Origin of the sequence: Microbacterium sp. BWT-B31, from assembly GCF_041379855.1 — a bacterium.
Lineage (GTDB): Bacteria > Actinomycetota > Actinomycetes > Actinomycetales > Microbacteriaceae > Microbacterium.
This window is the reverse complement of the sequence record NZ_JBFECU010000002.1, coordinates 135,183-161,420: the sequence shown is the minus strand read 5'-3', so window position 1 is coordinate 161,420 and position 26,238 is coordinate 135,183. Positions and strand designations below refer to the sequence as shown.

General features: G+C 70.4%; 27 protein-coding genes. 11 read left to right on the top strand and 16 right to left on the bottom strand.

Annotated features, from left to right (window positions below; translation table 11 throughout):
• Window positions 1–16 precede the first annotated feature (16 nt).
• The 3 genes from AB1K54_RS03410 to rsmA all read right to left on the bottom strand — a co-directional run bounded on the left by AB1K54_RS03410 (window position 17) and on the right by rsmA (window position 2,958).
• Window positions 17–946, bottom strand: coding sequence for a 4-(cytidine 5'-diphospho)-2-C-methyl-D-erythritol kinase (locus tag AB1K54_RS03410; RefSeq protein ID WP_371201304.1), 930 nt, complete (start codon window positions 944–946; stop codon window positions 17–19).
• The gene (locus tag AB1K54_RS03405) at window positions 943–2,025 is read right to left on the bottom strand and encodes an aldo/keto reductase (protein ID WP_371201303.1); all 1,083 of its coding nucleotides are present in this window, start codon (window positions 2,023–2,025) and stop codon (window positions 943–945) included. The genes AB1K54_RS03410 and AB1K54_RS03405 overlap by 4 nt, the downstream gene beginning before the upstream one ends.
• Before the next feature lie 72 nt (window positions 2,026–2,097).
• A complete protein-coding gene (gene rsmA / locus AB1K54_RS03400; RefSeq protein WP_371201302.1) occupies window positions 2,098–2,958 on the bottom strand; it encodes a 16S rRNA (adenine(1518)-N(6)/adenine(1519)-N(6))-dimethyltransferase RsmA in 861 nt (286 codons plus the stop codon).
• Window positions 2,959–3,028: 70 nt separating this feature from the next.
• Between rsmA and AB1K54_RS03395 the strand changes: the two genes are divergently transcribed.
• Complete coding sequence (locus tag AB1K54_RS03395) at window positions 3,029–4,477, top strand: sugar porter family MFS transporter (RefSeq protein WP_371201301.1); 1,449 nt, start codon at window positions 3,029–3,031, stop codon at window positions 4,475–4,477.
• Between the two features lie 6 nt (window positions 4,478–4,483).
• Here AB1K54_RS03395 and AB1K54_RS03390 read toward each other — a convergent pair whose 3' ends face one another.
• Genes AB1K54_RS03390 through AB1K54_RS03380 form a run of 3 tightly spaced genes read right to left on the bottom strand, consistent with a single transcriptional unit; the run spans window position 4,484 to window position 6,563 of the window.
• Window positions 4,484–4,849 (bottom strand): YciI family protein, encoded by a 366-nt coding sequence (locus AB1K54_RS03390; protein ID WP_371201300.1) that lies wholly within the window; start codon window positions 4,847–4,849, stop codon window positions 4,484–4,486.
• Window positions 4,846–6,198, bottom strand: a complete 1,353-nt coding sequence (locus AB1K54_RS03385; protein WP_371201299.1) for an RNA polymerase sigma factor — start codon at window positions 6,196–6,198, stop codon at window positions 4,846–4,848. Before AB1K54_RS03385 ends, AB1K54_RS03390 begins: the two co-directional genes overlap by 4 nt.
• An 8-nt stretch (window positions 6,199–6,206) precedes the next feature.
• Window positions 6,207–6,563: a YciI family protein gene (locus AB1K54_RS03380; RefSeq protein ID WP_371201298.1), complete on the bottom strand. Its 357-nt coding sequence runs from the start codon at window positions 6,561–6,563 to the stop codon at window positions 6,207–6,209.
• A 195-nt stretch (window positions 6,564–6,758) separates the two neighbouring features.
• On the opposite strand from AB1K54_RS03380, the gene AB1K54_RS03375 reads away from it, so the two are divergent.
• Both AB1K54_RS03375 and AB1K54_RS03370 read left to right on the top strand, forming a co-directional pair.
• Window positions 6,759–6,932, top strand: a complete 174-nt coding sequence (locus AB1K54_RS03375) for a hypothetical protein (RefSeq protein WP_371201297.1) — start codon at window positions 6,759–6,761, stop codon at window positions 6,930–6,932.
• Window positions 6,933–7,009: 77 nt separating this feature from the next.
• Complete coding sequence (locus tag AB1K54_RS03370) at window positions 7,010–8,263, top strand: MFS transporter (protein ID WP_371201296.1); 1,254 nt, start codon at window positions 7,010–7,012, stop codon at window positions 8,261–8,263.
• Window positions 8,264–8,478: 215 nt separating this feature from the next.
• Here the strand turns inward: AB1K54_RS03370 and AB1K54_RS03365 are convergent, their stop codons facing one another.
• A complete protein-coding gene (locus tag AB1K54_RS03365) occupies window positions 8,479–8,730 on the bottom strand; it encodes a hypothetical protein (protein WP_371201470.1) in 252 nt (83 codons plus the stop codon).
• Between the two features lie 78 nt (window positions 8,731–8,808).
• On the opposite strand from AB1K54_RS03365, the gene AB1K54_RS03360 reads away from it, so the two are divergent.
• A complete protein-coding gene (locus AB1K54_RS03360; protein ID WP_371201295.1) occupies window positions 8,809–10,287 on the top strand; it encodes a sugar porter family MFS transporter in 1,479 nt (492 codons plus the stop codon).
• Window positions 10,288–10,497: 210 nt separating this feature from the next.
• A complete protein-coding gene (locus tag AB1K54_RS03355) occupies window positions 10,498–10,665 on the top strand; it encodes a hypothetical protein (RefSeq protein ID WP_371201294.1) in 168 nt (55 codons plus the stop codon).
• On the opposite strand, the gene AB1K54_RS03350 is transcribed toward AB1K54_RS03355, so the two are convergent.
• From AB1K54_RS03350 to metG, 3 genes are all read right to left on the bottom strand, one after another.
• Window positions 10,662–11,177, bottom strand: coding sequence for an NUDIX domain-containing protein (locus tag AB1K54_RS03350; protein ID WP_371201293.1), 516 nt, complete (start codon window positions 11,175–11,177; stop codon window positions 10,662–10,664). The two genes, AB1K54_RS03355 and AB1K54_RS03350, sit on opposite strands and share 4 nt — an antisense overlap.
• 7 nt (window positions 11,178–11,184) lie before the next feature.
• Window positions 11,185–12,066, bottom strand: a complete 882-nt coding sequence (locus tag AB1K54_RS03345) for a TatD family hydrolase (protein WP_371201292.1) — start codon at window positions 12,064–12,066, stop codon at window positions 11,185–11,187.
• Window positions 12,067–12,162: 96 nt separating this feature from the next.
• Window positions 12,163–13,740, bottom strand: coding sequence for a methionine--tRNA ligase (gene metG, locus AB1K54_RS03340; RefSeq protein ID WP_371201291.1), 1,578 nt, complete (start codon window positions 13,738–13,740; stop codon window positions 12,163–12,165).
• A gap of 93 nt (window positions 13,741–13,833) precedes the next feature.
• On the opposite strand from metG, the gene AB1K54_RS03335 reads away from it, so the two are divergent.
• The 3 genes from AB1K54_RS03335 to AB1K54_RS03325 are packed head-to-tail and all read left to right on the top strand — an operon-like array spanning window position 13,834 to window position 15,735.
• Window positions 13,834–14,505, top strand: a complete 672-nt coding sequence (locus tag AB1K54_RS03335) for a FadR/GntR family transcriptional regulator (RefSeq protein ID WP_371201290.1) — start codon at window positions 13,834–13,836, stop codon at window positions 14,503–14,505.
• Window positions 14,506–14,536: 31 nt separating this feature from the next.
• Window positions 14,537–14,878, top strand: coding sequence for an L-rhamnose mutarotase (locus AB1K54_RS03330; RefSeq protein ID WP_371201289.1), 342 nt, complete (start codon window positions 14,537–14,539; stop codon window positions 14,876–14,878).
• Window positions 14,875–15,735: an amidohydrolase gene (locus AB1K54_RS03325; RefSeq protein ID WP_371201288.1), complete on the top strand. Its 861-nt coding sequence runs from the start codon at window positions 14,875–14,877 to the stop codon at window positions 15,733–15,735. The genes AB1K54_RS03330 and AB1K54_RS03325 overlap by 4 nt, the downstream gene beginning before the upstream one ends.
• A gap of 152 nt (window positions 15,736–15,887) precedes the next feature.
• On the opposite strand, the gene AB1K54_RS03320 is transcribed toward AB1K54_RS03325, so the two are convergent.
• The 5 genes from AB1K54_RS03320 to AB1K54_RS03300 form a co-directional block, all read right to left on the bottom strand.
• Window positions 15,888–16,859 carry an ABC transporter substrate-binding protein gene (locus AB1K54_RS03320; RefSeq protein WP_371201287.1) on the bottom strand — a complete coding sequence of 324 codons (972 nt, stop codon included), beginning with the start codon at window positions 16,857–16,859 and terminating at the stop codon, window positions 15,888–15,890.
• Window positions 16,860–16,946: 87 nt separating this feature from the next.
• Window positions 16,947–17,975 carry an ABC transporter permease gene (locus AB1K54_RS03315; protein ID WP_371201286.1) on the bottom strand — a complete coding sequence of 343 codons (1,029 nt, stop codon included), beginning with the start codon at window positions 17,973–17,975 and terminating at the stop codon, window positions 16,947–16,949.
• Window positions 17,972–19,507: a sugar ABC transporter ATP-binding protein gene (locus AB1K54_RS03310; RefSeq protein ID WP_371201285.1), complete on the bottom strand. Its 1,536-nt coding sequence runs from the start codon at window positions 19,505–19,507 to the stop codon at window positions 17,972–17,974. The genes AB1K54_RS03315 and AB1K54_RS03310 overlap by 4 nt, the downstream gene beginning before the upstream one ends.
• Window positions 19,504–20,487, bottom strand: coding sequence for an aldo/keto reductase (locus AB1K54_RS03305; RefSeq protein WP_371201284.1), 984 nt, complete (start codon window positions 20,485–20,487; stop codon window positions 19,504–19,506). Before AB1K54_RS03305 ends, AB1K54_RS03310 begins: the two co-directional genes overlap by 4 nt.
• Entirely contained in the window at window positions 20,484–21,794 is a 1,311-nt protein-coding gene (locus AB1K54_RS03300) for an enolase C-terminal domain-like protein (RefSeq protein ID WP_371201283.1), read from the bottom strand. The genes AB1K54_RS03305 and AB1K54_RS03300 overlap by 4 nt, the downstream gene beginning before the upstream one ends.
• A 134-nt stretch (window positions 21,795–21,928) precedes the next feature.
• Between AB1K54_RS03300 and AB1K54_RS03295 the strand changes: the two genes are divergently transcribed.
• Both AB1K54_RS03295 and AB1K54_RS03290 read left to right on the top strand, forming a co-directional pair.
• Window positions 21,929–22,798 carry a fumarylacetoacetate hydrolase family protein gene (locus AB1K54_RS03295; protein ID WP_371201282.1) on the top strand — a complete coding sequence of 290 codons (870 nt, stop codon included), beginning with the start codon at window positions 21,929–21,931 and terminating at the stop codon, window positions 22,796–22,798.
• Window positions 22,795–23,550 (top strand): SDR family NAD(P)-dependent oxidoreductase, encoded by a 756-nt coding sequence (locus tag AB1K54_RS03290; RefSeq protein ID WP_371201281.1) that lies wholly within the window; start codon window positions 22,795–22,797, stop codon window positions 23,548–23,550. Before AB1K54_RS03295 ends, AB1K54_RS03290 begins: the two co-directional genes overlap by 4 nt.
• Window positions 23,551–23,635: 85 nt before the next feature.
• On the opposite strand, the gene rsmI is transcribed toward AB1K54_RS03290, so the two are convergent.
• The gene (gene rsmI / locus AB1K54_RS03285) at window positions 23,636–24,454 is read right to left on the bottom strand and encodes a 16S rRNA (cytidine(1402)-2'-O)-methyltransferase (RefSeq protein ID WP_371201280.1); all 819 of its coding nucleotides are present in this window, start codon (window positions 24,452–24,454) and stop codon (window positions 23,636–23,638) included.
• A gap of 167 nt (window positions 24,455–24,621) precedes the next feature.
• Here rsmI and AB1K54_RS03280 point away from each other — a divergent pair, with 167 nt between their 5' ends.
• Window positions 24,622–26,229 carry a dolichyl-phosphate-mannose--protein mannosyltransferase gene (locus AB1K54_RS03280; RefSeq protein ID WP_371201279.1) on the top strand — a complete coding sequence of 536 codons (1,608 nt, stop codon included), beginning with the start codon at window positions 24,622–24,624 and terminating at the stop codon, window positions 26,227–26,229.
• Window positions 26,230–26,238 lie beyond the last annotated feature (9 nt).

Below are 26,238 nucleotides of genomic sequence, written 5' to 3'. Positions count from 1 at the left end.
ACCCGAAGCCGCAGGCTCAGCCGACGATGCGCGCACCCGCCACCGGCCCGTGCACGTGCAGCGCTTCCAGGCCCGCCGCGGTCAAGGTGACCTGCAGGTCGAGAGCGGACTCGGCGTCCGACGCGAGGAAGGCCACGGTCGGCCCCGAGCCCGAGACCATCCCCGCCAGGGCGCCGGCGCTCTCGCCGAGCTCGAGCGTCGCGCGCAGCTGCGGCTGCAACGACAGCGCCGCGGCCTGCAGGTCGTTGCGCACGCTGTCGGCGAGGGCGACCGCGTCACCGGCCCGCAGGGCGTGCAGCACCGCCGCGTCGACCGACGGGGAGCCGAGCCGGGGAACGATGTCGGGCCCCTCGCGCAGTGCGTCGAGGTGGCCGTACACCGCGGGCGTGGAGAGACCTTCCCCGTCGAAGGGCACGACGACCCAGTCGAACCGGCCCTTCGCGAGCGCGGGGTTGAGCTGGTCGCCGCGCCCGACGCCGATCGCCGTGCCGCCCATGAGCGCGAACGGCACGTCGGCGCCGAGCTTCGAGCCGAGCCGCTGCAGCCGGGCGGAGCCGAGCTCGCCGCCCCACAGCGCATCGCACGCGACCAGGGCGGCCGCGGCATCCGCCGACCCCCCGCCCATGCCCCCCGCGACCGGCACGCGCTTGACGATCTCGAGGTGAACGCCACCCTCGCGCCCGAGCTCGCGCGCGACCATGCGGGCGGCGCGCAGCGCGAGGTTGCGGTCGTCGGCGGGCACGCCCGAGACGTCGACCGTGCCGCTCACCGAGACGCTGAAGCCCTCGGCCGGCTCGGCCCACAGCTCTTCGTACAGCGACACCGCCTGGTATGCCGACGCGACGTCGTGGTAGCCGTCGGCCTGGACCGCCCCGACCTCGAAGAAGAGGTTGAGCTTGCCCGGAGCCCTGGCATGGACGCGCGTCGCGGCGAGCGCTTCGCTCACAGTTCGACAGACTCCGCCCAGAGGTCCACGTCGACGCCGTCCGAGAGGGCGTCGATCTGCTCGAGCTCCTCGGTCGAGAACTCGGGTCCGTCGAGGGCGGCGAGGTTCTCGTCGAGCTGCGCCGGGCGCGAGGCTCCGATGAGCGCCGAGGCGACCACTTTGTCGCGCAGCACCCATTGCAGGGCCAGCTGGGCGAGCGACTGGCCGCGCTCCTTCGCCACGACGTCGAGGCCGCGCAGCGCCGACAGGGCGTGGTCGCTCAGCCGCTTCGCCGGCAGCGACGAGCGCTGCTGCGCGCGCTGGGCCGTGCCGTCGCCGAGGTACTTGTCGGTGAGCAGCCCCTGGGCCAGCGGGGTGAACGCGATCGCGCCGAGCCCCTCCTTCTTGAGCACTCCGGTCAGCCCGTCCTCGATCCAGCGGTTGAGGATCGAGTACGACGGCTGGTGGATGACCAGCGGCGTGCCGAGCGAGTGCGCGACCGCCGCGGCGACCGCGGTGCGCTCGGCGCTGTACGACGAGATCCCGACGTAGAGCGCCTTGCCCTGACGCACCAGCGTGTCCAGCGCGGCGACGGTCTCTTCGATCGGGGTGACCGGGTCGACGCGGTGCGAGTAGAAGATGTCGACGTAGTCCAGGCCCATGCGTGTGAGCGACTGCTCGGCGCTGGCGAGGATGTGCTTGCGCGAGGCGAGGTCGCCGTACGGTCCCGGCCACATGTCCCACCCTGCCTTCGACGAGATGATGAGCTCGTCGCGGTACGGGCGGAGGTCTTCGGCGAAGATGCGGCCGAAGTTCTTCTCGGCCGAGCCGTACGGCGGGCCGTAGTTGTTCGCGAGGTCGAAGTGCGTGATGCCCTTGTCGAACGCGTGGCGCAGCAGCGCGCGCTGATTGTCGATCGGGATGTTGTCGCCGAAGTTCCACCACAACCCGAGCGAGATGGGCGGCAGATACAGGCCGGATGCCCCCACCTGGCGGTACCCCGAGGTCGTCGAGCCCAGCGAGGCGTAGCGATCGCCTGATGCGGCGTACGGGCGGTGCAGGTCGGGGATGTCAGTGCGGAAGCGCTCGGCGTCGGACATGCATCGAGGCTAGCGCGCGGCGCCTCCGCGCGTGCACGGCACGCGAACGGCGCCGGCGGCGGCCTCGGCCCGTCAGCCCGGTCCGGCTCCCGGCGACGCGAGCGCGACGCGCACGAAGTCGTCGATGCCGAGTTGCTCGCCGCGCGCGGTGGGTGCCACGCGCGCACTCTCGAGGACGGCGGATGCCTCGGCCGCAGTGCCGCCGAGGACCGCCGCCAGCGCCTGGCGCAGCATCTTGCGGCGCTGCTGGAAGGCGGCGTCCACGATCTGGAACGTGCGGCGGCGCAGCGCCTCGTCGCCGCGCGGCTCGGCGTCGCGCCGGAACGCGACCAGCACGCTGTCGACGTTGGGCACGGGCCAGAACACCTGCCGCGACACCGTCCCGGCCAGGCGCCAGGGCCCGTACCAGGCGGCTTTCGCGCTCGGCGCGCCGTAGACCTTCGAGCCGGGCGGCGCGGCGAGGCGCTCGCCGACCTCGGCCTGCACCATCACGACGCCGCGCGAAAGGCCCGGGAACGTCTCGAGGAAGTGCAGCAGCACCGGCACTGACACGTTGTACGGCAGGTTCGCGACCAGCACGGTCGGGTCGCCCGCAAGCTCGGTGACGCGCAGGGCGTCGGCATCCGTCACCGTCAGCGCCTCGGGCGGCACACCGTGCGCCGCGGCGGTGCGCGGGAGCAGTTCGGCCAGGCGGTGGTCGATCTCGACGGCGGTGACGGATGCCCCGGTCTCGAGCACCGCGAGCGTGAGCGACCCGAGCCCGGGCCCCACCTCGACCACCCGCTCTCCGGGCTCGACGCCGGCGACCTGCACGATCTTGCGGACCGTGTTCGCATCGACGACGAAGTTCTGCCCGAGCTTCTTGGTGGGCGTCAGGTCGAGTTCGGCGGCGAGCGAACGGATCTCGGCGGCACCGAGGAGCTGAACCGGCATGCTCTCACTGTAGCCACCACCCGCGGGCGAGCCCTGCCCAACGTCTGCGGGCGTCGCTAGTGTGACCTCCATGGCCAGCGCTGCGGTTCCCCAGGGCGCCTTCATGGTCGCCAGCCCTTACGGGCGGCACGCCATCGGCCTGGCGGTCGCGGCGGCGGTCGGAGGATTCCTCTTCGGCTTCGACTCGTCGGTCATCAACGGCGCGGTCGACTCGATCCACAGCGACTTCGCGCTGAACGACGTCGTCACCGGCTTCGTGGTCGCCATCGCCCTGCTCGGCTGCGCGGTCGGGGCGATGATCGCCGGCAGCCTGGCCGACCGCTGGGGGCGCCTGCGCGTGATGTTCCTGGGCGCGGTCCTGTTCTTTGCGAGCTCGATCGGCGCGGCGTTGTGCGTCACGGTGTGGGACCTGGGACTGTGGCGCGTGGTCGGGGGGCTCGGCATCGGCATCGCCTCGGTGATCGCGCCCGCGTACATCGCCGAGATCGCCCCGCGCCAGATCCGCGGCGGCCTCGCGTCGCTGCAGCAGCTGGCCATCACCATCGGCATCTTCCTCGCCCTCCTGAGCGACACGGTGCTCGCAGGCAGCGCCGGCGGCGCCGACGAGGTCCTGTGGTGGGGCATGGAGGCGTGGCGCTGGATGTTCCTCGTCGGGGTCGTTCCGGCGACGGTGTACGGCATCCTGTCGTTCACCGTCCCCGAGTCCCCGCGCCATCTCATCGCGCGGGGCCGCTCCGACCAGGCGCGCGAGATCCTGTCTCGGCTCGTGCCTGAAGCGGACCTCGACCGCACGATGAGCGACCTGCGCACCGCGATCGAGGCGGACCGCACAAGCAGGTCGGGGTCGCTGCGCGGCAAGGCCTTCGGCTTTCAGCCCGTCGTGTGGATCGGCATCGTGTTGTCGGTGTTCCAGCAGTTCGTCGGCATCAACGTGATCTTCTACTACTCGACGACGCTGTGGCAGGCGGTCGGCTTCGACGAGAGCGACGCCCTCACCACGAGCGTCATCACGTCGGTCACGAACGTCGTCGTCACCATCGTCGCGATCCTCCTGGTCGACAAGGTCGGCCGAAAGCCCCTCCTGCTCGTCGGGTCGGTGCTCATGACGGTCTCGCTGGCCACGATGGCGCTGTCGTTCTCGTTCGCCGAGGTCGACGCAGCCGAGGTCACCCTCCCGGGGGTGTGGGCGCCGGTCGCGTTCATCGCCGCGAACGCGTTCGTCGTCGGCTTCGGCGCGTCGTGGGGGCCGCTGCTGTGGGTGCTGCTCGGCGAGATCTTCCCGAGCCGCATCCGCGGCAAAGCGCTCGGCGTGGCGGCGGCCGCGCAGTGGCTCGCGAACTTCGCCGTGACGATGACGTTCCCCGCGCTCTCGAACTGGTCCCTGCCCCTCACGTACGGCCTCTACGCCCTGTTCGCCCTGCTGTCGTTCTTCTTCGTGATGTGGAAGATCCCCGAGACCAAGGGTGTCGAACTCGAGAAGACCGAGTCGCTGTTCACCACCCTGGCGGGCGCGCGCTGAGCTGCGTCATCCGCCGCTCTGCTGCTGCCACGGAAGCTGCACGACCGGCAGGATCAGGACCCGCCCGGCCACGGCGGTGGGGTGCTTCGCCATGAACTGCGCCGCCTCGTCGATCGACTCCGCCGTGAGCAGGTCGTAGCCGGCGAACCACTCCTTGAACTCGGGGAACGGGCCGTCGGTGATGAGCACGCGACCGTCGCGCACGACGACGGACTTCGCCTGCTCTGCACCGGCGACGGGGGCGCCTGGGCCGAGCCGGCCGGCGTCCTCGCCCTCCTGCGCCCAGGACTCGAGCATGCGCCGGTCCTCTTCCTGGCCTAGGCGCGAGCCGGACGCGTCGGTCATGTGGATCACGAGGTACTGCTGGGTCACGATGATTCTCCTTGTTCGTGGGGGTCGTGTCGTTCGTGCGGGTCGTGCGGGAGGGCCTCCATGCCCGCGCTGGGCTCCGCTGACGCGTCGGCTGGGCCGGCGAGCCCAGCCGCGAGCCGGCGGCGCACGCGGGCGAGATGGGCCACCTCGGCGGTGTTGCCCGCCAGCGCGATCGCCCGGTCGTACGCGTCGACGGCGTCGGCCGAGCGGCCGACCAGGCGCAGCAGCTCGGCGCGCGTCGCGTGAAAGGCGTGGTATCCGCCGAGCGTGTCGCCGAGCGGCTCGATCAGGGCCAGGCCCACCGCCGGCGAGTCGAGCTGCGAGACCGCGATCGCCCTGTTGAGCGTCACGATGGGACTCGGATCGACGCGCTCGAGCTGCCCGTATAGCGCCACGATCCGTGCCCAGTCGGTGTCGCGCGCGTGCGCCGCAGAGACGTGCGCCGCGTTGATCGCGGCGAGGATCTCGTAGCGGCCGAGCGGGTCCGCGCCGCCCGCGCGCTGATCGACGAGCGCGAGCCCCTCGTCGATCAGTGCGCGGTCCCACGCCGAACGGTCCTGCTGGTCGAGCCGCACGAGCTGCCCGTCGGCCGAGACGCGCGCGGACGCGCGGGCCTCGGTGAGGAGCATGAGGGCGAGCAGGCCCGTCGCCTCGGCGCGCTCGCCCGAACCGCCGGGGAGAAGCTCGCGCAGCAGCCGGGTGAGGCGGATCGCCTCACCGGTGAGGTCGCGGCGGACCGGGTCCGTGTCGGCACCCGACGCGAGGTAGCCCTCGTTGAAGATCAGGTACAGCACGGTGAGCACTCCCCCGACGCGCGCGGGCAGGTCGTCGTCGGCCGGCACACGGTAGGGAATGCGGGCGACCTTGATCTTCGCCTTGGCACGGCTGATCCGCTGCCCCATCGTGGTCTCCGGCACGAGGAACGCGTGCGCGATCTCGGTCACGGTGAGCCCTCCCACGATGCGCAACGTGAGCGCGACGCGCGCCTCGATCGACAGCGCCGGGTGGCAGCACGTGAACACGAGCCGCAGCCGGTCGTCCTCGACTGCGCCGACGGGCTCTTGCGGCGACTCGTCGGTCAGCATGAACGCCTCCTGCTGCAGCTGGCCTCCGCGGGCCTCGCGCCGGATCCGGTCGATCGCCTTGCGGTTCGCGGTCGTCGTGATCCAGGCGCCCGGGTTCGGGGGGACACCGCCCACCGGCCACCGCTCGACGGCGACCGCGAAGGCCTCCGCCGCCGCCTCCTCGGCCAGGTCCAGGTCACCGAAGCGCCGGACCAGACCGGCGACGATCCGCGCCCACTGCTCGCGGTGGACGTGCACGACCGCGGCGTCGGCGAAGGAGTCCATCACGGGCCTCAGCCCGCGAACGGGCGGACCTCGATGGTGCCGCGGCACACGCGCGAGGCCTCGGTGGCGATCTTCAGCGCCTCGTCGAGGTCGGGCACGTCGATGATCCAGAGGCCGTTGAGGACCTCTTTCGACTCGATGTAGGGGCCGTCGGTGAAGATCGGCTCCGGCCCCGTCCCGTCCACGACCGTGGCTGTGTCGGCGGGGGCGAGCCCGTCGACGAACACCAAGACGCCCCGCTCGCGGAGCACGTCGTTGTACGCCCCGGTGGCGGCCATCGCCTCACGCATCTCGTCCGCCGACCCATATGCGCCGAACTGGCTCCGCTCGGCCGGCCCGATGACCGACAGAAGATACCGCGTCATCACGATCACGCTCCCTCGTCCCGCATTGGTGAACCTTCATGACCGCTACGAACGGCATCGCGTCGATTCGACACCGTCAGGGCAAGAGACTTCAAGACGCGCGCGATCCGCATGCGTGTCGAATCGCGCCGCGCCCGCTCGTGGCTCTGGTGAGGGCCGGTCAGTCGGATCGGCCGGAGCGAGGAAGGACACGACATGTGGAACGACGAACTGCGCGCCGCCGACGGGCGGGAGTACGCCGACCGCATCCGCGCGCTGCGCGAAGCGACGAGGCGACAGCGGCACGCCCGGCGTCATGCCCGGTGGCGCGCACTGGCCGACATCGTGCTCTCGATCCCGCCGGGCATCGCGATGCGCATCGGCGGCTGAGCCGTCCGCTCTCGCCGCACGTGGAGGCGAGGCATCCGGCATCGTCTCTGACCCACCGGTCTGCATAGACTGACCGGATGCCTTCGCTCGGCGAACTGATCGCACCTCGCCGTCTGGGCACCGGCTTCCGCTGGCTCGTGGCGTCGTCGTGGACGAGCAACCTCGGCGACGGCATCGCCCTGTCGGCCGCGCCGCTGCTGATCGCCTCGATGACCTCGTCGCCGCTGCTCGTGGCCAGCGGCGCCATGCTGCAGTTCCTGCCGTGGCTGCTGTTCGGGCTGCTCGCCGGCGCCGTCGCCGACCACCACGACCGGCGCCGCCTCGTGATGCTCGCGAACGGGCTGCGTGCCGTGGTGGTGACGGCGCTCATCGCGTTCCTCGTGACCGGGCTGGCCAACGTGTGGATCGTGCTGGCGACGTCGTTCCTGTACGGCGTGGCCGAGGTGTTCGCCGACTCGGCGGGCAGCACGCTGCTGCCGATGCTCGTGCGCCCGATCGACCTCGGCATCGGCAACGCGCGCATGCAGGCGGGCTATCTGGTCGCCAACCAGCTCGCCGGTCCGCCGCTCGGGGCGTTCCTGTTCGCGATCGGGTCGTTCTGGCCCTTCCTCGTGCAGGTGCTGTGTGTGACCCTCGCCGTGGTGCTCATCTCCCGCATCGCACACACCCCTGCGCCGCGTGACGAGACGGCTCCGCCGCAGAGCAAGAGCCACGCGATCCGGGAGGGCCTGCGGTGGCTGCGGGCCAACCGGCCCGTCCGCATGCTCGTCGTGATCATTCTGGTCTTCAACGTCACGTGGGCGGCGCCGTGGAGCGTCCTGGTGCTGTATGCCACCGAGCACCTCGGCATGGGCGCGGTCGGCTTCGGAGCGCTCACGACCGCGGCCGCCCTCGGCGGTCTCGCCTCGACGGCCGCCTTCGGCTGGCTCGAGCGCCACGTGTCGTTCGCGACGCTCATGCGCGTGTGCCTGTCGCTCGAGGTGCTCATGCACCTGTCGTTCGCGCTGACGACCTCGCCGATGGTCGCGTTCGTGATCATGTTCGGCTTCGGCGCGTACGCGTTCGTGTGGGGCACCATCTCGACCACGGTGCGCCAGCGCCTGGTGCCGATCGAACTGCAGGGCCGCATCGCCTCGGTCAACATGGTGGGCGTGTTCGGCGGCCTCGTCATCGGGCAGCTGCTCGGCGGCCTCATCGCGCAGACATGGGGCCTGACGGCGCCGTGGTGGTTCGCGTTCGCGGGCTCGGCGATCACGCTGCTGGTCGTATGGCGCCCCATCTCGCACATCGCCGCCGCGAAGCCCGTGTTCGAGGAGCCGCCGGTCGCGTAGGCGTCGATCGGCGGCATCGCACTGCCCCGCGCAGAGTCCTCCTCGAAGTGCCGTCGCCTCACCGCGAGTGCTGCTGTTTCGTGCTCATGCTGCGCATCGATACGCCGCAGCTGCACGATTGTGCCGCTCTCGCGGGCCGGATGCCTCGGCGAAGGGCGCGAGCGGATGCGGGGGTCAGGCCGAGACGAGCTGCGCGAGGCGCGTCTCGAACCGCGTCAGTCGCGGCAGACGAATTCAGAACGGTGCCGAAGGCTGTTCGTCAGCTCCCTGTCCAAGTCATCGCGGTGCAACAGCACAGAGTACAAGCGGATCGCGCAGTGCCCTTTCGACAAGATGAAACGGTTCCGTTCAGCATCGCGAGGATTCTGCGGGTCGACGTTGAGCTGACCGAAGTACAGCGCCACAAGCACGTCTGTCGCCGAGAGCGGGCCGCCGATATGTCCGGCCTTACTCGCTGCGGCGGTAATGTTACCCTGTGGACACCAGTTCCTTTCTGTGAGAATTTATCGATGGACTTGACTACGGAACTAGACAAGGGAGTCACGATGTCACATGGAGTGAGCGCGGCCGAAGCCACGCTGCCGCCTCTCGAAACAGCTGGGCCGCACCGCAAGCGCCTCGGCCTCATCTCGATCATCGCGTGTCTGGGTGGCCTACTGTTCGGCTACGACACCGGCGTCGCCAACGGGGCGGAAGGCCCAATGGCCGCGGACCTCGGGCTGGACCTCCTGCAGCTGGGCCTCGTCATCGCGTCGCTCGGATTCGCGGCCGCCGTCGGCGCGCTCCTCGGGGGCACCCTCGCCGACGCGATCGGGCGACGGCGAGCCATCCTCGTGCTGGCCGTCCTGTTCTTCGGCGGCGTCCTGCTCGTCATCTTCTCCCCTGGCGGCGGAGGCGAGTTCGACCCGGTCGGGTACACCCTGCTGTTGGCCGGACGGATCGTGCTCGGCCTCGCAGTCGGCGGCGCGTCGAGCGTCGTGCCGATCTACCTTGCCGAGCTCGCCCCCTATGAGATCCGCGGCTCGATCACAGGCCGCAACGAGCTCGCGATCGTCTCTGGGCAGCTCGCTGCGTTCGTCGTCAACGCGATCATCGCCATCACGATCGGTGAATCCGGCGGGGTTTGGCGCATCATGTTCGCGGTGTGCGCTGTGCCAGCGGTCTTTCTGTTCTTCGGCATGCTGAGGATGCCCGAGTCGCCGCGCTGGCTCGTGGAGAAGGGCCGGACGAGCGAAGCTCTCGAGGTGCTCGAGACGGTGCGATCGAAGAGCCGAGCGAAGGCCGAGCACGTACAGATCGAGATCATTGCAGAAGAGGAGAGTGAGGCCAAGGTCGGCCTCGGGGCGCTGCTGACCAACAGGTGGCTGCTCCGTATCGTCGCGGTGGGAGCGGGGCTGGCGATGTTCCAGCAACTCACGGGCATCAACACGATCATGTACTTCGGTTCGCGCGTGCTCGAGGAGGCGGGGATGACCCCGCAGCAGGCCGTGATCGCGAACATCTCGTTCGGCGTAGTCGCCGTGATCGGCGGCATCATCGCGTTGCGCAACATGGACCGGGTCGACCGGCGAAAGACGTTCATGATCGGCCTGTCGGCCACGACGACATGCCACGTGCTCGTGGTGATCGCGACGAGTGTGTTCCCCGACGGCCACCCGGCGCGCATGTGGGCCGTCCTCATTCTGGTGGTCGCATTCGTGATCTCGATGCAGACCTTCCTCAACATCGCCGTCTGGGTGTGGCTGGCGGAGATCTTCCCGCTGCACATGCGCGGCGTCGGGTTCGGCATCGCGGCGTTCTTCGGCTGGACCATGAACGGCGTGCTGGCGTTCATCATGCCGTCGCTGCTCGAATGGTCGCTCGGGGGAACGTTCGCGCTCCTAGCCCTGGTCGGCGTGCTGGGCGTCCTGTTCATATACCGGTTCGTGCCCGAGACGCGCGGGCGCTCCCTCGAGGCGCTCGAGGAGGACGTCACGACCGGAGCGATCAACATCATCACGGCATCGCAGCGACGCAAGTACTAGGAAACGACACGAAAAGGGGCGGGCGCCCGGATCGATTGATCCGGGCGCCCGCCCTTTCTCTCTTCGAACTCAGCCGAACGAGCCGACATTGTCCTTCGTGATCCAATCCCGCACCTCCCGGTACAGACTCTCCCCAGCGAGAATCCGATCCGCAGCCCGATGGACCAACGCCGTATGCTCGGGGGACGGGGATCAGGAGGCGATCCCTTCATGCTCGCGCTGCGCTACACCTGGGCTGATCTCGATCCGCCCCCCGAAGAGGTTCCGTCCGGCCGCATGACGTTGCGCACGCACGGTGTGCCTTCCAGAATCAACCCGCGCCGAACCAACCACACGCTCGCCGCCCGCCCGGGCTCGGCCCCGTCGCTGCCGGGCTAGCGGCGCACGAGCTGCGCGAGACGCTCGCCGAACGCGACCAGCCGCGGGATCCACGGGGCAGCCAGATCGCCGGCGTCTGCGCGCCGCAGCGCCTCGGAAAGCGCCACCCACGCGCTGTCGCACACCTCAGCGGGATCCAGCGCGAGCGGCGGGTCACCGTCCACGTGCGCGACGTAGAGGTCGAAGAGCGCGGTGCGCTCGGTCATCCGGCCGACGAAGGCGAGATCGGCCACGGCGACTCCGACGCCCGTCTCCTCGGCGAGCTCGCGCACGGCGGCCTCGGCGCTGGTCTCACCGGTGAGGGCGCTGCCTGCGGGGAACTCCCAGTCCAGCCCGAAGTCCTTGTCGGCCGCGCGGCGCGTGATCAGCACGAGCCCGTCGCCGCGCACGACGCACACCGACGAGACCACGTGGTAGAGCCCGGCAGGGAACGCCGGGTCGCCGCGGCGATGGGTGCGGCCCAGCGGACGGCCCGAGGCATCCGTCAGGTCCCACAGCTCGTCGTCGGCCATGCCCGTCTCAGTCCTCGAACTGGCCGTACACGGCCCGCGTGTTCGCCGCGAGCTGTGCGCACAGCAGGTCGAGGTCGACCCCGAGCTCGGCGGCCATGAACCGCACCGTCACCGGGATGAGGTACGGCGCGTTGGGGCGGCCGCGATGCGGGGTGGGCGTGAGGAAGGGGGCATCCGTCTCGACCAGGATTCGCTCGCGCGGGATCACCGCCAGCGCGTCACGCAGGTTCTGCGCGTTTTTGAACGTGACGTTCCCCGCGAAGCTGAGGTAGTACCCGCGCTCGCCCGCGACGCGGGCCATCTCGGCGTCGCCCGAGAAGCAGTGGAACACTGTGCGATCGGGCGCGCCGACGCGCTCGAGCGTCTCGAGCACCGCGTCGTGCGCGTCGCGGTCGTGGATCTGCATCGCGATGCCGTGCTTCTTGGCGAGGGCGATGTGCGCCTCGAAGCTCTCGACCTGCGCCGGGATACCGTCGCCGTCGGTGCGGAAGAAGTCCAGGCCCGTCTCGCCGATCGCCCGCACGCGCGGCTGCGCGGCGAGCTCGTCGATCACCGCGATCGCCTCGTCGAGCCGCCCGGCCGCCTTGTAGGCAGGTGCCTCGTTCGGGTGGATGGCGACGGCCGCGAGAACGCGGGGGTGGGATGCCGCGGCCCACGCCGACCAGCGGCTGGATTCGATGTCGCCACCGGCCTGCACGACGCCGATCACACCGACCGCGCCGGCCCGATCGAGCTGCTCGTCGAGGCCGAGCCCGACACCGTCCTCGATCTCGAGATGGGCATGGTTGTCGTACACCGCCAGGGCGAGCGGCTCCGGAGCCTCGGGGTATGAGACATCGCGCGACCCGTCGTTGTGCCGGGTGCGGACGTAGTTGCTCGGGTCGGTCACCTGCAGGACTCCTCCGATTCGAGGCGTGCGCGCGCAGATCGGGCCCGACGCGCGGTCCCGAACACCGATGTGAAGGAGTTCTGCGGCGGCACCGAGCTACTCCGACTGCTCGACGCGCGGGAACAGCGGCGCGAGGCCGTTGACCGAAGCGCCCACCGGCAGGATGCCCCAGCGCCCCGCTTCGCGCAGGGGCTGGTCCTGCAGCCTGCCGAGCGTCTCGGCGGCGCCGAGCGCGATCCACAGCTTCTCGGTCGAGGTGGGCATCACCGGCGACAGCAGCACCGCAAGGGCGCGCAGTCCCTCGGCCGCTGTGTACAGCACCGTGCCCAGGCGCGCGCGCTGAGCGGGGTCTTTGGCCAGCACCCACGGCTCGTTCTCGGTGATGTAGAGGTTCAGCGCGTCGACGATCTTCCAGATCGAGGTGATCGCCTCGTCGATGCGGAAGCGCTCGATGGCGTCGTCGGCGCCGGTCGCGGCATGAGCCACCGTCTGCTGGATCGCGAGATCGCCCTCGAGATAGTCGGCGGGAGGCGGGATGATGCCCTCGAAGTAGCGCTCGATCATCGCGGTCGTGCGCGAGGCGAGGTTGCCGAAGCCGTTGGCGAGTTCGGCCTGGTAGCGGGCCGAGAGGTCTTCCCACGAGAACGAGCCGTCCTGGCCGAACGCGATCGCCGACAGGAAGTAGAAGCGATACGCGTCGGAGCCGAAGACGTCGGTGATCTCGGTGGGCGCGATGCCGGTGAGCTTGGACTTCGACATCTTCTCGCCGCCGACCAGCAGCCAGCCGTGCGCGAACACGCCGCGCGGCACCTCGAGCCCCGCAGCCATCAGCATCGCCGGCCAGATCACCGCGTGGAAGCGCAGGATGTCTTTGCCGACGATGTGGTACGCCGGCCAGCGGCGCGCGAACTGCTCGGGGTCGGAGCCGTAGCCGATCGCGGTCGCGTAGTTCAGCAGCGCGTCGACCCACACGTAGATGACGTGCGACTGGTCCCACGGCACCGTGATGCCCCAGTCGAAGGCGCTCCGCGAGATCGAGAGGTCTTTGAGACCTGAGCGCACGAACGAGACGACCTCGTTGCGCGCCGACTCGGGCCGAATGAAGTCGGGAACGGTCTGGTACAGCTCGAGCAGCTTGTCTTGGAAGTCGCTGAGCTTGAAGAAGTAGTTCTTCTCCTGCAGCAGCTCCAGCGGCTTCGAGTGGATCGCGCAGACCTTGAGGCCCTCGAACGGACCCGTGCCGTCGACGATCTCGGACTCGGGCTTGAACTCCTCGCAGCCCACGCAGTACAGCGCCTCGTACTCGCCGGCGTAGATGTAGCCGCGGTCATAGATCGCCTGTACGAACTTCTGCACGCGCTCCTCGTGGCGCGGCTGCGTCGTGCGGATGAAGTCGTCGTTGGCGACGTCGAGCGTCTTCAAGAGCGGAAACCACGCCTCGGTGACGAGCTTGTCGACCCACTCCTGCGGCGTCACGCCGTTGGCCGTGGCCGCCCGCAGCATCTTCTGGCCGTGCTCGTCGGTGCCCGTCAGCATCCACGTGTCGTCGCCCGACTGGCGGTGCCAGCGCGCGAGCGTGTCGACGGCCACGGTCGTATAGCCGTGGCCGATGTGGGGCACGTCGCTCGGGTAGTAGATCGGCGTGGTGATGTAGAAGGAACGGCCAGAGGTCACCCGTAGATTCTAGTTTGGCCGGATGTGCCCTCCCGCCGCGTGTCGTCGGCAGAGACATCCGATGTCTGGGCCCGGTTCCGCTAGGGTGAGTCCATGGCGGTCACCGACGAAGCGATCCTGCGCATCAAGCAGATGATCACCTCGGGCCAACTCGGCCCCGGCGACCGGCTTCCGCCCGAGAAAGAGCTCAGCGAACGCCTCGGGCTGTCACGCAACTCGCTGCGCGAGGCCGTCAAGGCGCTCGAGGTCATCGGCGTGCTCGACGTGCGCCGCGGCGACGGCACCTACGTGACGAGCCTCGAGCCGGCGCTGCTGCTCGAGGCGATGTCGTTCGTGGTGGACCTGCACACCGACAAGTCCGTGCTCGAGATCTTCGGCGTGCGCATGATCCTCGAGCCGGCGGCCGCCGCGCTCGCGGCGGCCAACCTCACCGACGCCCAAGCCGCCGAGCTCGAGCGGCTGCTCGACGAGACGCATGGCGCGTCGGGCATCGAAGACCTCGTGTCGCACGACCTCGAGTTCCACCAGGCGATGGTCGAGGCATCCGGCAACGAATACCTGAGCCGTCTGGTCGAGACGATGTCGAGCGCCACGATCCGCGCGCGGATCTGGCGCGGCATCACCCAGCAGGGTGCGACCGAGCGCACGATCGCCGAGCACCGCGCGATTCTCGACGCGCTCAAGCGCCACGACGCCGCGCTCGCGCAGGCGCTCACCCTCACCCACATCGCCGGCGTCGAGGAATGGCTGCGCGAAGCCTCGTGACCCGCGGCGCGCCGCCGCAGGAAGGACCCCCGTGCTGATCGCCCTGCATTCGGTCATCGCCGACGGCCGCATCGACGACTACCGCCGCGAGCACGAGCGCGTGCCCGACGATCTCGCGGAGCTGTTCGCACGCGCCGGCGTTCACGACTGGCGCATCTGGCGCTCGGGCGACCGGCTCTTCCACCTGGTCGACTGCGACGACTTCGACGCGGCGATGGCCGTCATCCGCGCCGATCCGGCCGACGAGCGCTGGCAGGCGCGCATCGGCCGCTTCGTCGACGGGTTCCGCGGGCCGGACGGCGAGGACGCGTACCGGGCGCTGGAGACCGTGTGGACGCTCTCGAGCCAGCGCGGCGAGGGCGCCCCGGCATGAGCGGCGGGCTCGTCGACGCCCACGTCCACGTGTGGGACCCGCGTGTGCTCGACTACGGCTGGGTGCGCACGATCGCCGCGCTCGACCGCCCGTCGCTGCCTGGCGAGATCGACGACGCCGACGGCGCGGTGTCGCGCATGGTGTTCGTCCAAGCCGGCGCGGCGCCGACGCAGTCGCTCGACGAGGCGCGGTGGGCGACCGAGTCCGCCCCGCACTGGCCGCAGCTGGCGGGCATCGTCGCGGCGGCCGACCTGCGCTCGGATGCCCTCGGCGCCCACCTCGACGCGCTGGCCGCGCTCCCCCGCGTCGTCGGGGTGCGTCACATTCTGCAGGCCGAGCCGGTCGAGCGGTTCGCGGATGCCTCCCTCCGGCGCGGCCTCGAGCAGATCCGCGAGCGCGGCCTCACGTTCGACGCGTGCGTCGTGCATCCGCAGCTCGACGCGCTCGCCGACCTGCTCGAGAGCGTCCCGGGCCTGCCCGTGGTGCTCGACCACCTCGGCAAGCCGCCCGTCGACGACGGCATCGACAGCCCCGCCGGACGTGCATGGACCCGCGCGATCGACCGCATCGCGGGGCGGGGCGAGACGAGCGTCAAACTCTCCGGGCTCGGGGCCGAGGCATCCGCTCCCGACCGTCTCGCCGACAACGGCGACGCGTTCCTCGCCTACGCGTTCGCGCGCTTCGGGGCGAGCCGCGCGATGATCGGCAGCGACTGGCCCGTCAGCGCACGGCTCGGCGCGGCGACGACCACCCGCGGGTGGGTCGGTCAGGTGGCACGGGCGACCGGGGCCACGGATGCCGAGTGGCGCGAGGTCTCGGCCGGGTCGGCGGCGCGGTTCTACGGCCTGGACGGCTGAGGCGGGGCATCCGCTCGGCGCGCCCGCGCCCGCGCGCCCGCGCCCGCGCGCCCGGCGCGCCCGCGCGCCCGGCCGCGCACCCCGCGCGCTCGCGGCCTCGGACACGACAAAGGGGGCGGGTCTTCCCGCCCCCTCGCCGTCCGCTCAGCGGATCATTCGTAGAGGACCGCCTGGATCTTCGGGTCGTCGATGTTGGTCTTGTCGTACCAGTAGAAGCCGGTGTCGATCGTGTCGGGCAGCGTGTCGCCGTTGATCGCGGCGACGGCGGCTTTGACCGTCTCGTAGCCGATGCCGACCGGGTTCTGCGTGATCGCGCCGAGCATCAGCCCGTCGTTGATCGCGTCGATCTGCGCCTTGCCCGAGTCGAAGCCGATCACCACGAGCTGGTCCGGCGAGATGCCGAGTTCCTTGACGGCCTGCACGACGCCGATCGCCGAGCCCTCGTTCGAGCCGTAGATGCCCTTCAGGTCGGGGTGAGCCGCGATGATGGTCTTGGCGAGGTCGGCCGACTTGGCCTGGTCGCCGCCGCCGTACTGGATGTCGACGATCTCGATGTCGGGCTCGTTCTTCTCCAGGTACTCCACGAAGCCGTCGCGTCGGTCGCGACCGGTGACCGAGGTCTGGTCGTGCACGACGAGCGCCACCTTGCCGGAGTGGCCCACGGCGTCCGCCATGTGCTTGGCCGCCTCCGCGGCCGCGGCCTTGTTGTCGGTCGACGCGGTCGTCAGCGGGATGTCGCTGTCGACGCCCGAGTCGAACGCGATGACCGGGATGTCGGCATCCTGCGCCTGCTGCAGCAGGGGTGCGACCGCCTGGCTGTCCAGGGCTGCGATGCCGATGGCGGCGGGGCTCTTGTCGAGCGCGGTCTGCAGCATCTGGATCTGCTGGTCGACGTCGGCCTCGGTGTCGGGGCCCTCGAAGGTGACCTCGACGTCGAACTCCTCGGCGGCCTGCTCGGCCCCGGCCTTGACGGCCTGCCAGAACTGGTGCTGGAAGCCCTTCGAGATCAGGGCGACGTAAGGCTTGGCGTCTGCGCCGGCGTCTCCGGTCGAGTCGCCAGACGAGCCGCCTGCGCAGCCGGCGAGCGCGAGGCCCGCGACGGCGAGGCCGGCGACAGCGATCAATGCGCGCTTCTTCCACATGATGGGGTCACTCCTTTGTGTTGTGTTGGGTTGGTGCTGGTGGTGTGGGTGTGGGTGTGGGGTTCTGGGTCAAGCTCGCCGGCGGCGCAGCATGTCGAGGTACACCGCGACGAGGATCACGATGCCGACGGCGACGGACTGCCACTCCTGCGGGACCGAGATGATGCGCAGGCCATTGGTGAGCACGGCCATGATGAGCGCGCCGATGACGGTGCCGACGATCGAGCCCTTGCCGCCCTGCAGCGACGTGCCGCCGATCACGACGGCCGCGATCGCCTCGAGCTCGAGCCCCAGCCCGCCGGTCGGCTGCGCCGACGACAGGCGCGATGCCGACAGCACGCCCGCGATGCCGACGAACAGGCCCGCGAGGGTGTAGATGCTGATCTTCCAGCGACGCACGTTCACTCCCGACAGCGCGGTCGCCGCCTCGTTCGAGCCGATCGAGAACGCGTAGCGGCCGAGGATCGTCTTGGACAGGATGAGTCCGGCGACGACGATCATCACGATGAAGATCAGCACCCCGAGCGGGAAGCGCATACCGGGGATGATCGACAGGTTCATGATCGCCTGAAAGGCGGGAGTGTCGTTGAAGTAGATCGGCTTCGTGCCCGAGATCACCAGCGACAGGCCCGAGGCGATCAGCATCATGCCGAGGGTGGCGATGAAGGGCGGGATGCCGAGCACCGAGATGTTCGTGCCGTTGACGAATCCGATCAGGCCGCCGAAGAGCACCGTGGCCAGCACGCCCGCCCACAGCGGCCACCCCCAGTAGGTCAGGAAGACCCCGGCCATCACGCCGCACAGGATCATGCCGGTGCCGATCGACAGGTCGATGCCGCCGGTGATGATGACGAAGGTCGTGCCGAGCGCCAGGATTCCGGTGACGGTCGCAGCCGTCAGGATCGAGATCAGGTTGTTCGCCGTGAAGAAGTGCGGGCTCGCGATCGAGAAGAAGGCCACGATCACGATGAGGCTCGCCGCCGCGAGCAGCTGCTGCAGCGATCCGCGCACGCGCGCGAGTCGGGGCCCTCCTGTCTGCGCGGCCGCGAACGCGGTCGTCGACGGCGACTTCGGTGTCGTCGGTGCGGGGGTGGTCATCGGGCGATCGTCCCTTCGGCGGTGAAGCGGGTGGCGTAGTCCATGAGGTTCTCCTGGGTGGCGTCGGCGTTGTCGAGGATCGCGGTGAGCCGGCCTTCGGCCATCACGGCGATGCGGTCCGACAGACGCAGCACCTCGGGCAGCTCGGACGAGATCATCACGATGGCCTTGCCCTCGTCGGCGAGGCTGCGAAGCAGCGCGTAGATCTCCTCCTTGGCGCCGACGTCGATGCCGCGGGTGGGCTCGTCGAAGATGAGCACGTCGCAGTCCTTCGCGAGCCACTTGGCGATGACGACCTTCTGCTGGTTGCCTCCGGAGAGGTTGCGCACCAGCTGCGCGGTCGAGGGCGTCTTGATCCGCAGCTTGTCGACGTACTCGCGGCCGGTCCCCTCTATCCGCCGGTCGCTGACGAACCCGAACGCACCGAGGTAGTCGCGCAGCGACGCGAGCACGATGTTCTCGCGCACGCTGCGCTCGAGCAGCACGCCGAGCTGCTTGCGGTCCTCGCTGAGGTAGCCGATGCCCCGTCGCGCGGCTTCGGCGGGGCTCGTGATGCGCACGGGCTCTCCGCGCAGCTCGATCGTGCCGGACTGCAGGCGGTCGGCTCCGACGATCGCGCGGGCGACCTCGGTGCGGCCGGCGCCCATGAGCCCCGCGAAGCCGAGGATCTCGCCGGCGCGCACATCGAAGCTCACCTCGCGCAGCAGGTGCCGGGTCGACAGCCCCCGCACCGACAGCACGACCTCGCGCCGGTCCGGGCGGGCCGTGGGGCGAGACTCTCCTTCGATCGTGCGTCCGACCATGAGCGAGATGACCTCGCGCTGGCTGGTCTCGGCGGTGACGAGCGTGTCGATGTAGCGGCCGTCGCGCAGCACCGTGATGCGGTCCGAGATGCGGCTGAGCTCCGTCATCCGGTGCGAGATGTAGATGACGCCGGTATCGGGCGTGCGGAAGCGCTCGATCAGCTCGAACAGCACGTCGACCTCGGCGTCGTTGAGCGCGGCGGTGGGCTCGTCCATGATGAGCACCTTCGCCTCGAACGACAGCGCTTTGGCGATCTCGACCATCTGCTGGCGGGCGACGGTGAGGCCGCCGACCCGCTCGGTCGGGTCGAGCACGAGTCCGAGCCGGTCGAACAGCTCCCGCGCGCGGCGGTTCAGCGCCCGGTCGTCCAGCACGACGCCGGCACGGCGAGGCTCGCGGCCGATGAAGATGTTCTGGGCGATCGTGAGATCGGACATCAGGTTGAACTCCTGATGGATGATGCTGATCCCGAGTTCCTGCGCGTGCCGCGGGTTCTGCGCGGCGTACTGGACGCCGTTGAGCCGGAAGACCCCCGCGTCGGGGGTGTGGATGCCCGACAGCAGCTTCATGAGGGTCGACTTGCCTGCGCCGTTCTCACCGACCAGGGCCAGCACCTCACCGTGCCGCAGCGTGAGCCGCACGTCATCGAGCGCCTTGACCCCCGGGAACGCCTTGCTGACCCCCCGCGCCTCGAGCAGTGCCACGGCGGATGCCTCGGCCCCGGTCATCGTGTCACCTCGATGTTCTCTCGAGCGGCCGGGTCGGGTGCGAGCCCGCGCTCGGACAGCGCCCGCCACAGGGCATCCGGGATCGTCGCATCCAGCCGCGCGAGGTTCTCGCGCACCGCCTCGGCGCGGGCGCTGCCCAGGACGACCGTCTCGACGAGCGGGTTGCGGAGCGGGTACGCCAGCGCCGCCGTGGGCAGTTCGACGCCGAACTCGGCGCAGCACTCCGCGAGGTGCTGAGCCTTGCGCACGACCGCCGCGGGCGCCGAGCCGTAGTCGTAGTGCGCCCCGCTCGTGGGCGCGCTGGTGGCGAGCAGCCCTGAGTTGAAGACGGCGGCCGCCACGATCCGCACGCCGCGCTCGGCGCACGCCGGCAGCAGTCGCTTCGCGGCGGGCTGCTCGAGCAGCGTGTAGCGACCGGCGATCATGACCAGGTCGAGGTCGCCCTCGCGCACGGCGCGGGTGGCGGCATCGGCGTCGTTCACCCCGATGCCGATCTCGGAGACCACGCCCTCGTCGCGCAGGGCGGCGAGCGCGGGGAGTCCTTCGGCGAGGCCGCGATCGAGGTCGTAGACGTCGGGGTCGTGCAGGTACAGCACGTCGACGCGGTCCAGGCCCAGGCGTTCGAGAGACCCATCGAGGCTGCGACGTATGCCGGCCCGGCTCGGATCGAACCGCCGCACGAGGTCGTCCGGCACGACGAAGCCCTCGGCATCGCGCCCGCCCGCGAAGGCGGGGTTGTTCTCGAGGACGCGCCCCACCTTGGTCGAGACGATGTACTCGCGACGCGGCTTCGCGCGCAGGAACGCGCCGAGCCGACGCTCCGAGAGGCCGAGCCCGTAGTGCGGCGCGGTGTCGAAGTAGCGGATGCCGCCGTCCCACGCGGCTTCGAGCGCCGCCCATGCCTGCTCGTCCGAGGCCGCGCGATACAGGTTTCCGATCGAGGCGGCGCCGAATCCGACACGGGGAAGCGCGATGGTCATGCCGGGGCCTCTGCGGTGGCCGGCACCGGCTCGTGCCACAGGTGGGCGGCGATCGACGCCGGGAGCATCTCGGTGCCCGCCCCGGGGCTCGACGGGGCCAGGTAGCGGCCGCGGCGCACCTGGACGGGCGTCACGAAGTGCTCGTGCAGGTGGTCGACGAACTCGATCATGCGACCATCCATCGAACCGGACACGGCGACGAAGTCGAACATCGCGAGGTGCTGGACGGCCTCGCACAGACCGACCCCTCCGGCGTGCGGGCACACCGGCACGCCGAACTTCGCCGCCAGCAGCAGATGGGCGATGTTCTCGTTGACGCCGCCGACGCGCGTCGCATCGATCTGCATCACCGCCATGCCTTCCGCCTGCAGCAGCTGCTTGAACACGATGCGGTTCTGCACGTGTTCGCCGGTCGCGATGCGCACAGGCGCGACGGCGCGGGCGATCGCGGCGTGGGCGAGCACGTCGTCGGGGCTGGTCGGCTCCTCGACCCAGGCCGGGTCGAACTCGGCGACGCCGCGGATCCACTCGATCGCCTCGTCGACGCCCCACCGCTGGTTCGCGTCGATCGCGATCGGGAACCCGGCCGGCACGTTCTCGCGCGCGATGCGCAGGCGCCGCCGGTCCTCGTCGAGGTCGGCGCCGACCTTGAGCTTGATCTGCGGGAAACCGTCGGCGACGGCCTCGCGGCACAGACGTGCGAGCTTGTCGTCGGAGTAGCCGAGCCAGCCCGGGGTCGTCGTGTAGGCGGGGTAGCCGATGGCCTGCAGCTGGCGGATGCGCTCCTGGCGGCCCGGCTCGGCGGCGCGCAGGATCTCGAGCGCCTCGGTCTCGGTGAGGGCGTCGGTCAGATATCGGAAGTCCACGACCGACACGAGCTCTTCGGCGCTCAGGCGCGACAGGTGCAGCCATAGCGGCTCGCCCGCGCGCTTCGCGCGGAGGTCCCACAGCGCGTCGAGGACCGCGCCGATCGCCATGTGCATGACGCCCTTCTCGGGCCCGAGCCAGCGCAGCTGGGAGTCGTGCGTGAGCAGGCGCGCTGCCCTGCCCATGTCAGCCAGCAGCGCGTCGACGTCGGCGCCCTCGAGGTGGTCGCGCAGGGCGCGGATCGCGGCGACCTCGACGTCGTTGCCACGGCCGATCGTGAACACGAATGCGTGACCGGTCAGCCCGTCGCCTGCATCCGTGGTGATCGTGACGTACGCGGCGGAATAGTCGGGGTCGGGGTTCATCGCGTCCGAGCCGTCCAGGCTCAGCGACGTGGGGAACCGGATGTCGAACGTGTCGACGGCAGTGATGACGGCCATGTCTTCCTCTCCGCTGTCGACGATAAACATCGGATGTATCCCCTGTCAAGAAACATCCGATGTATAAATGTCGTGGCGCGATGCGCAATAGATCACGAACCGATCACGACCTCACTGTCTGAAAGGCGAAGGCGATGAAGCTGGCACGGCTGGGGCATCCCGGCGAAGAGACACCCGTCCTGCTCGAAGGGGACCGCGCGTTCGACCTGAGGGGGGTGACGGCAGATATCGACGGCGTGTTCCTGGCCTCCGCAGGCCTCGAGCGGGCCGCCGACGCGCACGAGCGCGCCGAGCTTCCCGAGATCCCGGAGGCTGCGACCCTGCGCGTCGGGCCGCCCATCGCGCGCCCCTCGGCGATCTACTGCATCGGCATGAACTACGCCGCCCACGCGGCCGAGTCCGGCTCGGAGCCGCCCGAGCACCTCGTCATGTTCATGAAGTCGCCCAACACCGTCGTCGGACCTTTCGACGATGTCGAGATCCCCCCCGGCAGCGTCAAGACCGACTGGGAGGTCGAACTCGGCATCGTGATCGGCGCCCGGGCGAACCGCCTCGCCTCGCCCGCCGACGCCCGCAGCGCCATCGCCGGGTACGTGATCGCGAACGACCTGTCCGAGCGCGACTGGCAGCTCGCCGTCTCAGGCGGGCAGTGGTCGAAGGGCAAGTCCGCCCCCGGATTCTGCCCGCTCGGGCCGTGGCTGGCGACCCCCGACGAACTCGACCCCGACGATGTGCGCCTGCGCAGCTGGGTCAACGGCGACCCCCGCCAGGACTCGCGGACATCCGACCTCATCTTCGACACGGCGACCATCGTGTGGGAGCTCAGCCGCTACCTCACGCTCGAGCCCGGCGACCTCATCCTCACCGGCACGCCCCAGGGCGTCGCCCTGTCCGGGCGGTTCCCGTACCTCGCGCCGGGCGACGAGGTCGAACTCGAGATCGAAGGACTCGGCAGGCAGCATCAGCACTATGTCGCCGCGGGCGACAGGGAGGAAGGCCGATGAGCGGCTCGATGGACGGCCTCGTGGCGATCGTGACCGGCGGCGCGTCAGGACTCGGCGCCGCGATCGCCGGACGCCTGCGCGACGAGGGCGCGCTCATCGCCGTGTTCGACGTGAACCCGGATGCCGCCCCCCACGCCGACCTCGCCGTGCGCGTGGACGTCACCGACGACGCCAGCGTCACAGCGGGCGTCGACGCGGTCGCCCAACGCTTCGGACGGATCGACGTCGTCGTGAACAATGCCGGCGTCGGCGCGCAGGGAGATGTCACCGCGAACACCGACGACGAGTGGCACCGCGTGTTCGACATCAACGTCGTGGGCATCGCCCGCGTCACGCGCGCCGCGCTGCCCCACCTGCGTCAGTCCCCCGCCGCGGCGATCGTCAACACCTCGTCGATCGCCGCGACCGCGGGGCTGGGGCAGCGGGCCCTCTACAGCGCCACGAAGGGCGCCGTCCTGTCGCTCACGCGCGCGATGGCCGCAGACCACCTCGCCGACGGCATCCGTGTCAACGCCGTGAGCCCCGGCACCGCCGACACCCCGTGGATCGGCCGCCTGCTGGCATCCGCTGCCGATCCCGAGGCCGAGCGCGCCGCGCTCGAGGCGCGCCAGCCGCACGGGCGTCTGGTCTCGGCGGACGAGGTGGCGGACGCCGTCGCCTACCTCGCCGGGCCGCGCGCGTCGTCGACGACGGGCGTGAGTCTCGCAGTCGACGGGGGCATGCAGGAGCTGCGGCTGCGCCCGCGCGCCTGAGGCCGAACTCTCGCCACGGCGACTCGCCACGAAGTGCCGCCCCCGCCCGCGCTTCTCGGCGAGTCGCCAGCGGACTCCCGGGCGCTCAGCGGCGCACGGCGAGCGCAGCCTGGTACAGCTCGCGCGAGGAGTGGCCGGTGTGGGCCGAGACCTCGGCGGAGGCATCCTTCAGTCTCGTGCCCTGCCGCACGAGCTCGAGCACCTGCGTCACCGCGTCGGGGAACGGCACCACGCGTGCAGTCGCACCGGCCACGACGATCACAAGCTCGCCGCGCACGCCCGCTTCGGCCCACGCGACCAGTTCGGCCAGCGTGCCCCGCGCGACCTCCTCGTGGAGCTTGGTGAGCTCGCGGCACACGGCCGCGCGGCGGTCCGCACCGAACGCGACGGCCATATCGGCGAGGGTCGCCGCGACCCGCGTGGGGGCGTCGAAGAACACCATCGTGCGGGGTTCGGCGGCCAGCGCCCCCAGCGCCGCGGACCGCTCCCCCGGCTTGCGCGCGACGAACCCCTCGAACGTGAAGCGGTCGGTGGGCAGGCCGGCCACCGCGAGCGCGGTGAGCACGGCGCTGGGGCCTGGGATCGCCGTCACCGCCACGCCGGCCTCGGCCGCCGCGGCGACGAGCCCGAACCCGGGGTCGCTCACGGTCGGCATGCCGGCGTCGCTCAGCACGAGCAGGTCCTGATCGCGCGCCAACTCGACGAGTTCTGCGGCCTTGGTCTTCTCGTTATGGTCGTGCAGGGCGACCAGCCGCGGGCGGTTCGCGACGCCGAGGGCCGCGAGCAGGCGCTGGGTGGTGCGGGTGTCCTCCGCGGCCACGACCGTCGCGTTCTCGAGCGCCTCGACGAGGCGGCGGGAGGCATCGCCGAGATTCCCGATGGGCGTCGCCGCCAGAATGATCACGCAGCCAGCCTAGATACTCGCGGCCGCCGCTGCAGAACTCCGGAGATTCGGAGGGCTTCCGGTGCCCGTCCCGCGATATCACGCGGCTCGGTGCGCGGGCCGCGCGGGTTTCTCAGGAGTTCGGCACACGAGGCTTGCCGCGTCGCGAACCGCATAGGCTGGTCGCCGTGACGACGACTGCCGAGCCGCTGCTGCCCGCGGCGCGTCTCACGCTCTACGACCGGTGGTCGGCCCGCGTCGCCTCGAGCCCCGAGCTGACCCGGCGCTGGTCGTGGCTCGCGCCGCTCGTGGTGACGCTGGTGGCAGGCATCCTGCGCGTCGCGAATCTCGCGAACCCGCACGCGGTGATCTTCGACGAGACCTACTACGTGAAGGATGCCTGGAGCCAATGGCTCCTCGGATTTCCGTCGAAGTGGCCCGACGGCGCCGACCAGAGCTTCCTGAACGGCGACACCGAGATCTTCACCGGCGAAGGCAGCTTCGTCGTGCACCCGCCGCTGGGCAAGTTCTTCATCGGCGCGGGCATGGCGCTGTTCGGCGCGGACTCGACCTTCGGCTGGCGCATCGCGGTGTGCGTGTTCGGCACCGCGACGGTGCTCGTGCTGTACCACCTCGCCAAGAGCCTCACCGGCTCGATCGCGTTCGCGACCGTCGCCTCCGGCCTCATGGCCGTCGACGGCATGGCGATCGCGATGAGCCGCGTGGCGATCCTCGACGGCATCTCGGCATTGTTCGTCGTGCTGACGTTCTGGTTCGTCGTGCTGGATCGGCGCGGGCATCTCGACCGGCTCACCGCGGCGATCGCCGCCCGGCGGGCGGCGGCATCCGGTGACGAGCCCGACGTGCCGTGGGGGCCGGTGCTGTGGAACCGCCCGTGGGTGGTCGCCGCCGGCGCCGCCGCGGGCGCGGCCACTGCCGTGAAGTGGTCGGGGCTGTACGTCATCGCCGGCCTCGGCATCTACCTCGTCGTCACCGACGCCCTCGCGCGCCGCCGTGCGGGCGTCGGGAACTGGCCGCGGGATGCCGTGCGTCAGGGCGTCGCGAGCTTCGTGCTGTTCGTGCCGGTCGCCTTCGTCGTGTACCTCGCGTCATGGACGGGCTGGCTCGCGACCGACGGCGGGTACGGCCGCCACGACGCCGATGCCGATCCCGCCACGGGATTCTGGTCGTGGGTGCCGCTTGCGCTGCAGAGCCTGTGGCGGTACCACCAGGCGATGTACAGCTTCCACGTCGGACTCACCGCCGATCACAGCTACCAGAGCCCGGCGTGGCAGTGGCCCGTGCTCATCAGGCCGACGTCGATGTTCTACCAGAACACCGACGGCTGGGTGCAGAACATCTACAGCATGCCGAACCCGCTGGTGTGGGTCGCCGGGGTCGTGGCGGTGCTCTACGCGCTGTGGCGCTTCGTGGTCGCGCGGGACTGGCGCCTCGCCGTCGTGCTCACCGGCATCGCGGTGACGTACGTGCCGTGGCTGCAGTTCCCCGAGCGCACGACGTTCCAGTTCTACACGATCGTCGTGCTGCCGTTCGTGCTGCTCGCCCTCACGTTCGCGCTGCGCGACATCGCCCGCGGCGGCGTGCCCTGGCGCGCGCGAGCGGGCGACGAGCCCGAGAAGGTGTCGGCGTACCGACGCGTGACGGGTCAGCGTCTCGTGCTCGTGTTCCTCGGCGTCGCGCTGGTGATCGCCGCGTTCTGGTACCCCGTGGTCAACGGCATCCCCGTGCCGCAGCCGTTCTACCAGATGCACAACTGGGTGCGCAGCTGGATCTGACGGCCCGCG

Coding starts and splice junctions, on each gene's coding strand:
- AB1K54_RS03405 (WP_371201303.1), bottom strand. CDS start 2,025: ATGTCCGACGCCGAGCGCTTCCGCACTGACATCCCCGACCTGCACCGC.
- rsmA (WP_371201302.1), bottom strand. CDS start 2,958: ATGCCGGTTCAGCTCCTCGGTGCCGCCGAGATCCGTTCGCTCGCCGCC.
- AB1K54_RS03395 (WP_371201301.1), top strand. CDS start 3,029: ATGGCCAGCGCTGCGGTTCCCCAGGGCGCCTTCATGGTCGCCAGCCCT.
- AB1K54_RS03385 (WP_371201299.1), bottom strand. CDS start 6,198: ATGGACTCCTTCGCCGACGCCGCGGTCGTGCACGTCCACCGCGAGCAG.
- AB1K54_RS03380 (WP_371201298.1), bottom strand. CDS start 6,563: ATGACGCGGTATCTTCTGTCGGTCATCGGGCCGGCCGAGCGGAGCCAG.
- AB1K54_RS03375 (WP_371201297.1), top strand. CDS start 6,759: ATGTGGAACGACGAACTGCGCGCCGCCGACGGGCGGGAGTACGCCGAC.
- AB1K54_RS03370 (WP_371201296.1), top strand. CDS start 7,010: ATGCCTTCGCTCGGCGAACTGATCGCACCTCGCCGTCTGGGCACCGGC.
- AB1K54_RS03360 (WP_371201295.1), top strand. CDS start 8,809: ATGTCACATGGAGTGAGCGCGGCCGAAGCCACGCTGCCGCCTCTCGAA.
- AB1K54_RS03355 (WP_371201294.1), top strand. CDS start 10,498: ATGCTCGCGCTGCGCTACACCTGGGCTGATCTCGATCCGCCCCCCGAA.
- AB1K54_RS03350 (WP_371201293.1), bottom strand. CDS start 11,177: ATGGCCGACGACGAGCTGTGGGACCTGACGGATGCCTCGGGCCGTCCG.
- AB1K54_RS03335 (WP_371201290.1), top strand. CDS start 13,834: ATGGCGGTCACCGACGAAGCGATCCTGCGCATCAAGCAGATGATCACC.
- AB1K54_RS03325 (WP_371201288.1), top strand. CDS start 14,875: ATGAGCGGCGGGCTCGTCGACGCCCACGTCCACGTGTGGGACCCGCGT.
- AB1K54_RS03315 (WP_371201286.1), bottom strand. CDS start 17,975: ATGACCACCCCCGCACCGACGACACCGAAGTCGCCGTCGACGACCGCG.
- AB1K54_RS03310 (WP_371201285.1), bottom strand. CDS start 19,507: ATGACCGGGGCCGAGGCATCCGCCGTGGCACTGCTCGAGGCGCGGGGG.
- AB1K54_RS03305 (WP_371201284.1), bottom strand. CDS start 20,487: ATGACCATCGCGCTTCCCCGTGTCGGATTCGGCGCCGCCTCGATCGGA.
- AB1K54_RS03300 (WP_371201283.1), bottom strand. CDS start 21,794: ATGGCCGTCATCACTGCCGTCGACACGTTCGACATCCGGTTCCCCACG.
- AB1K54_RS03295 (WP_371201282.1), top strand. CDS start 21,929: ATGAAGCTGGCACGGCTGGGGCATCCCGGCGAAGAGACACCCGTCCTG.
- AB1K54_RS03290 (WP_371201281.1), top strand. CDS start 22,795: ATGAGCGGCTCGATGGACGGCCTCGTGGCGATCGTGACCGGCGGCGCG.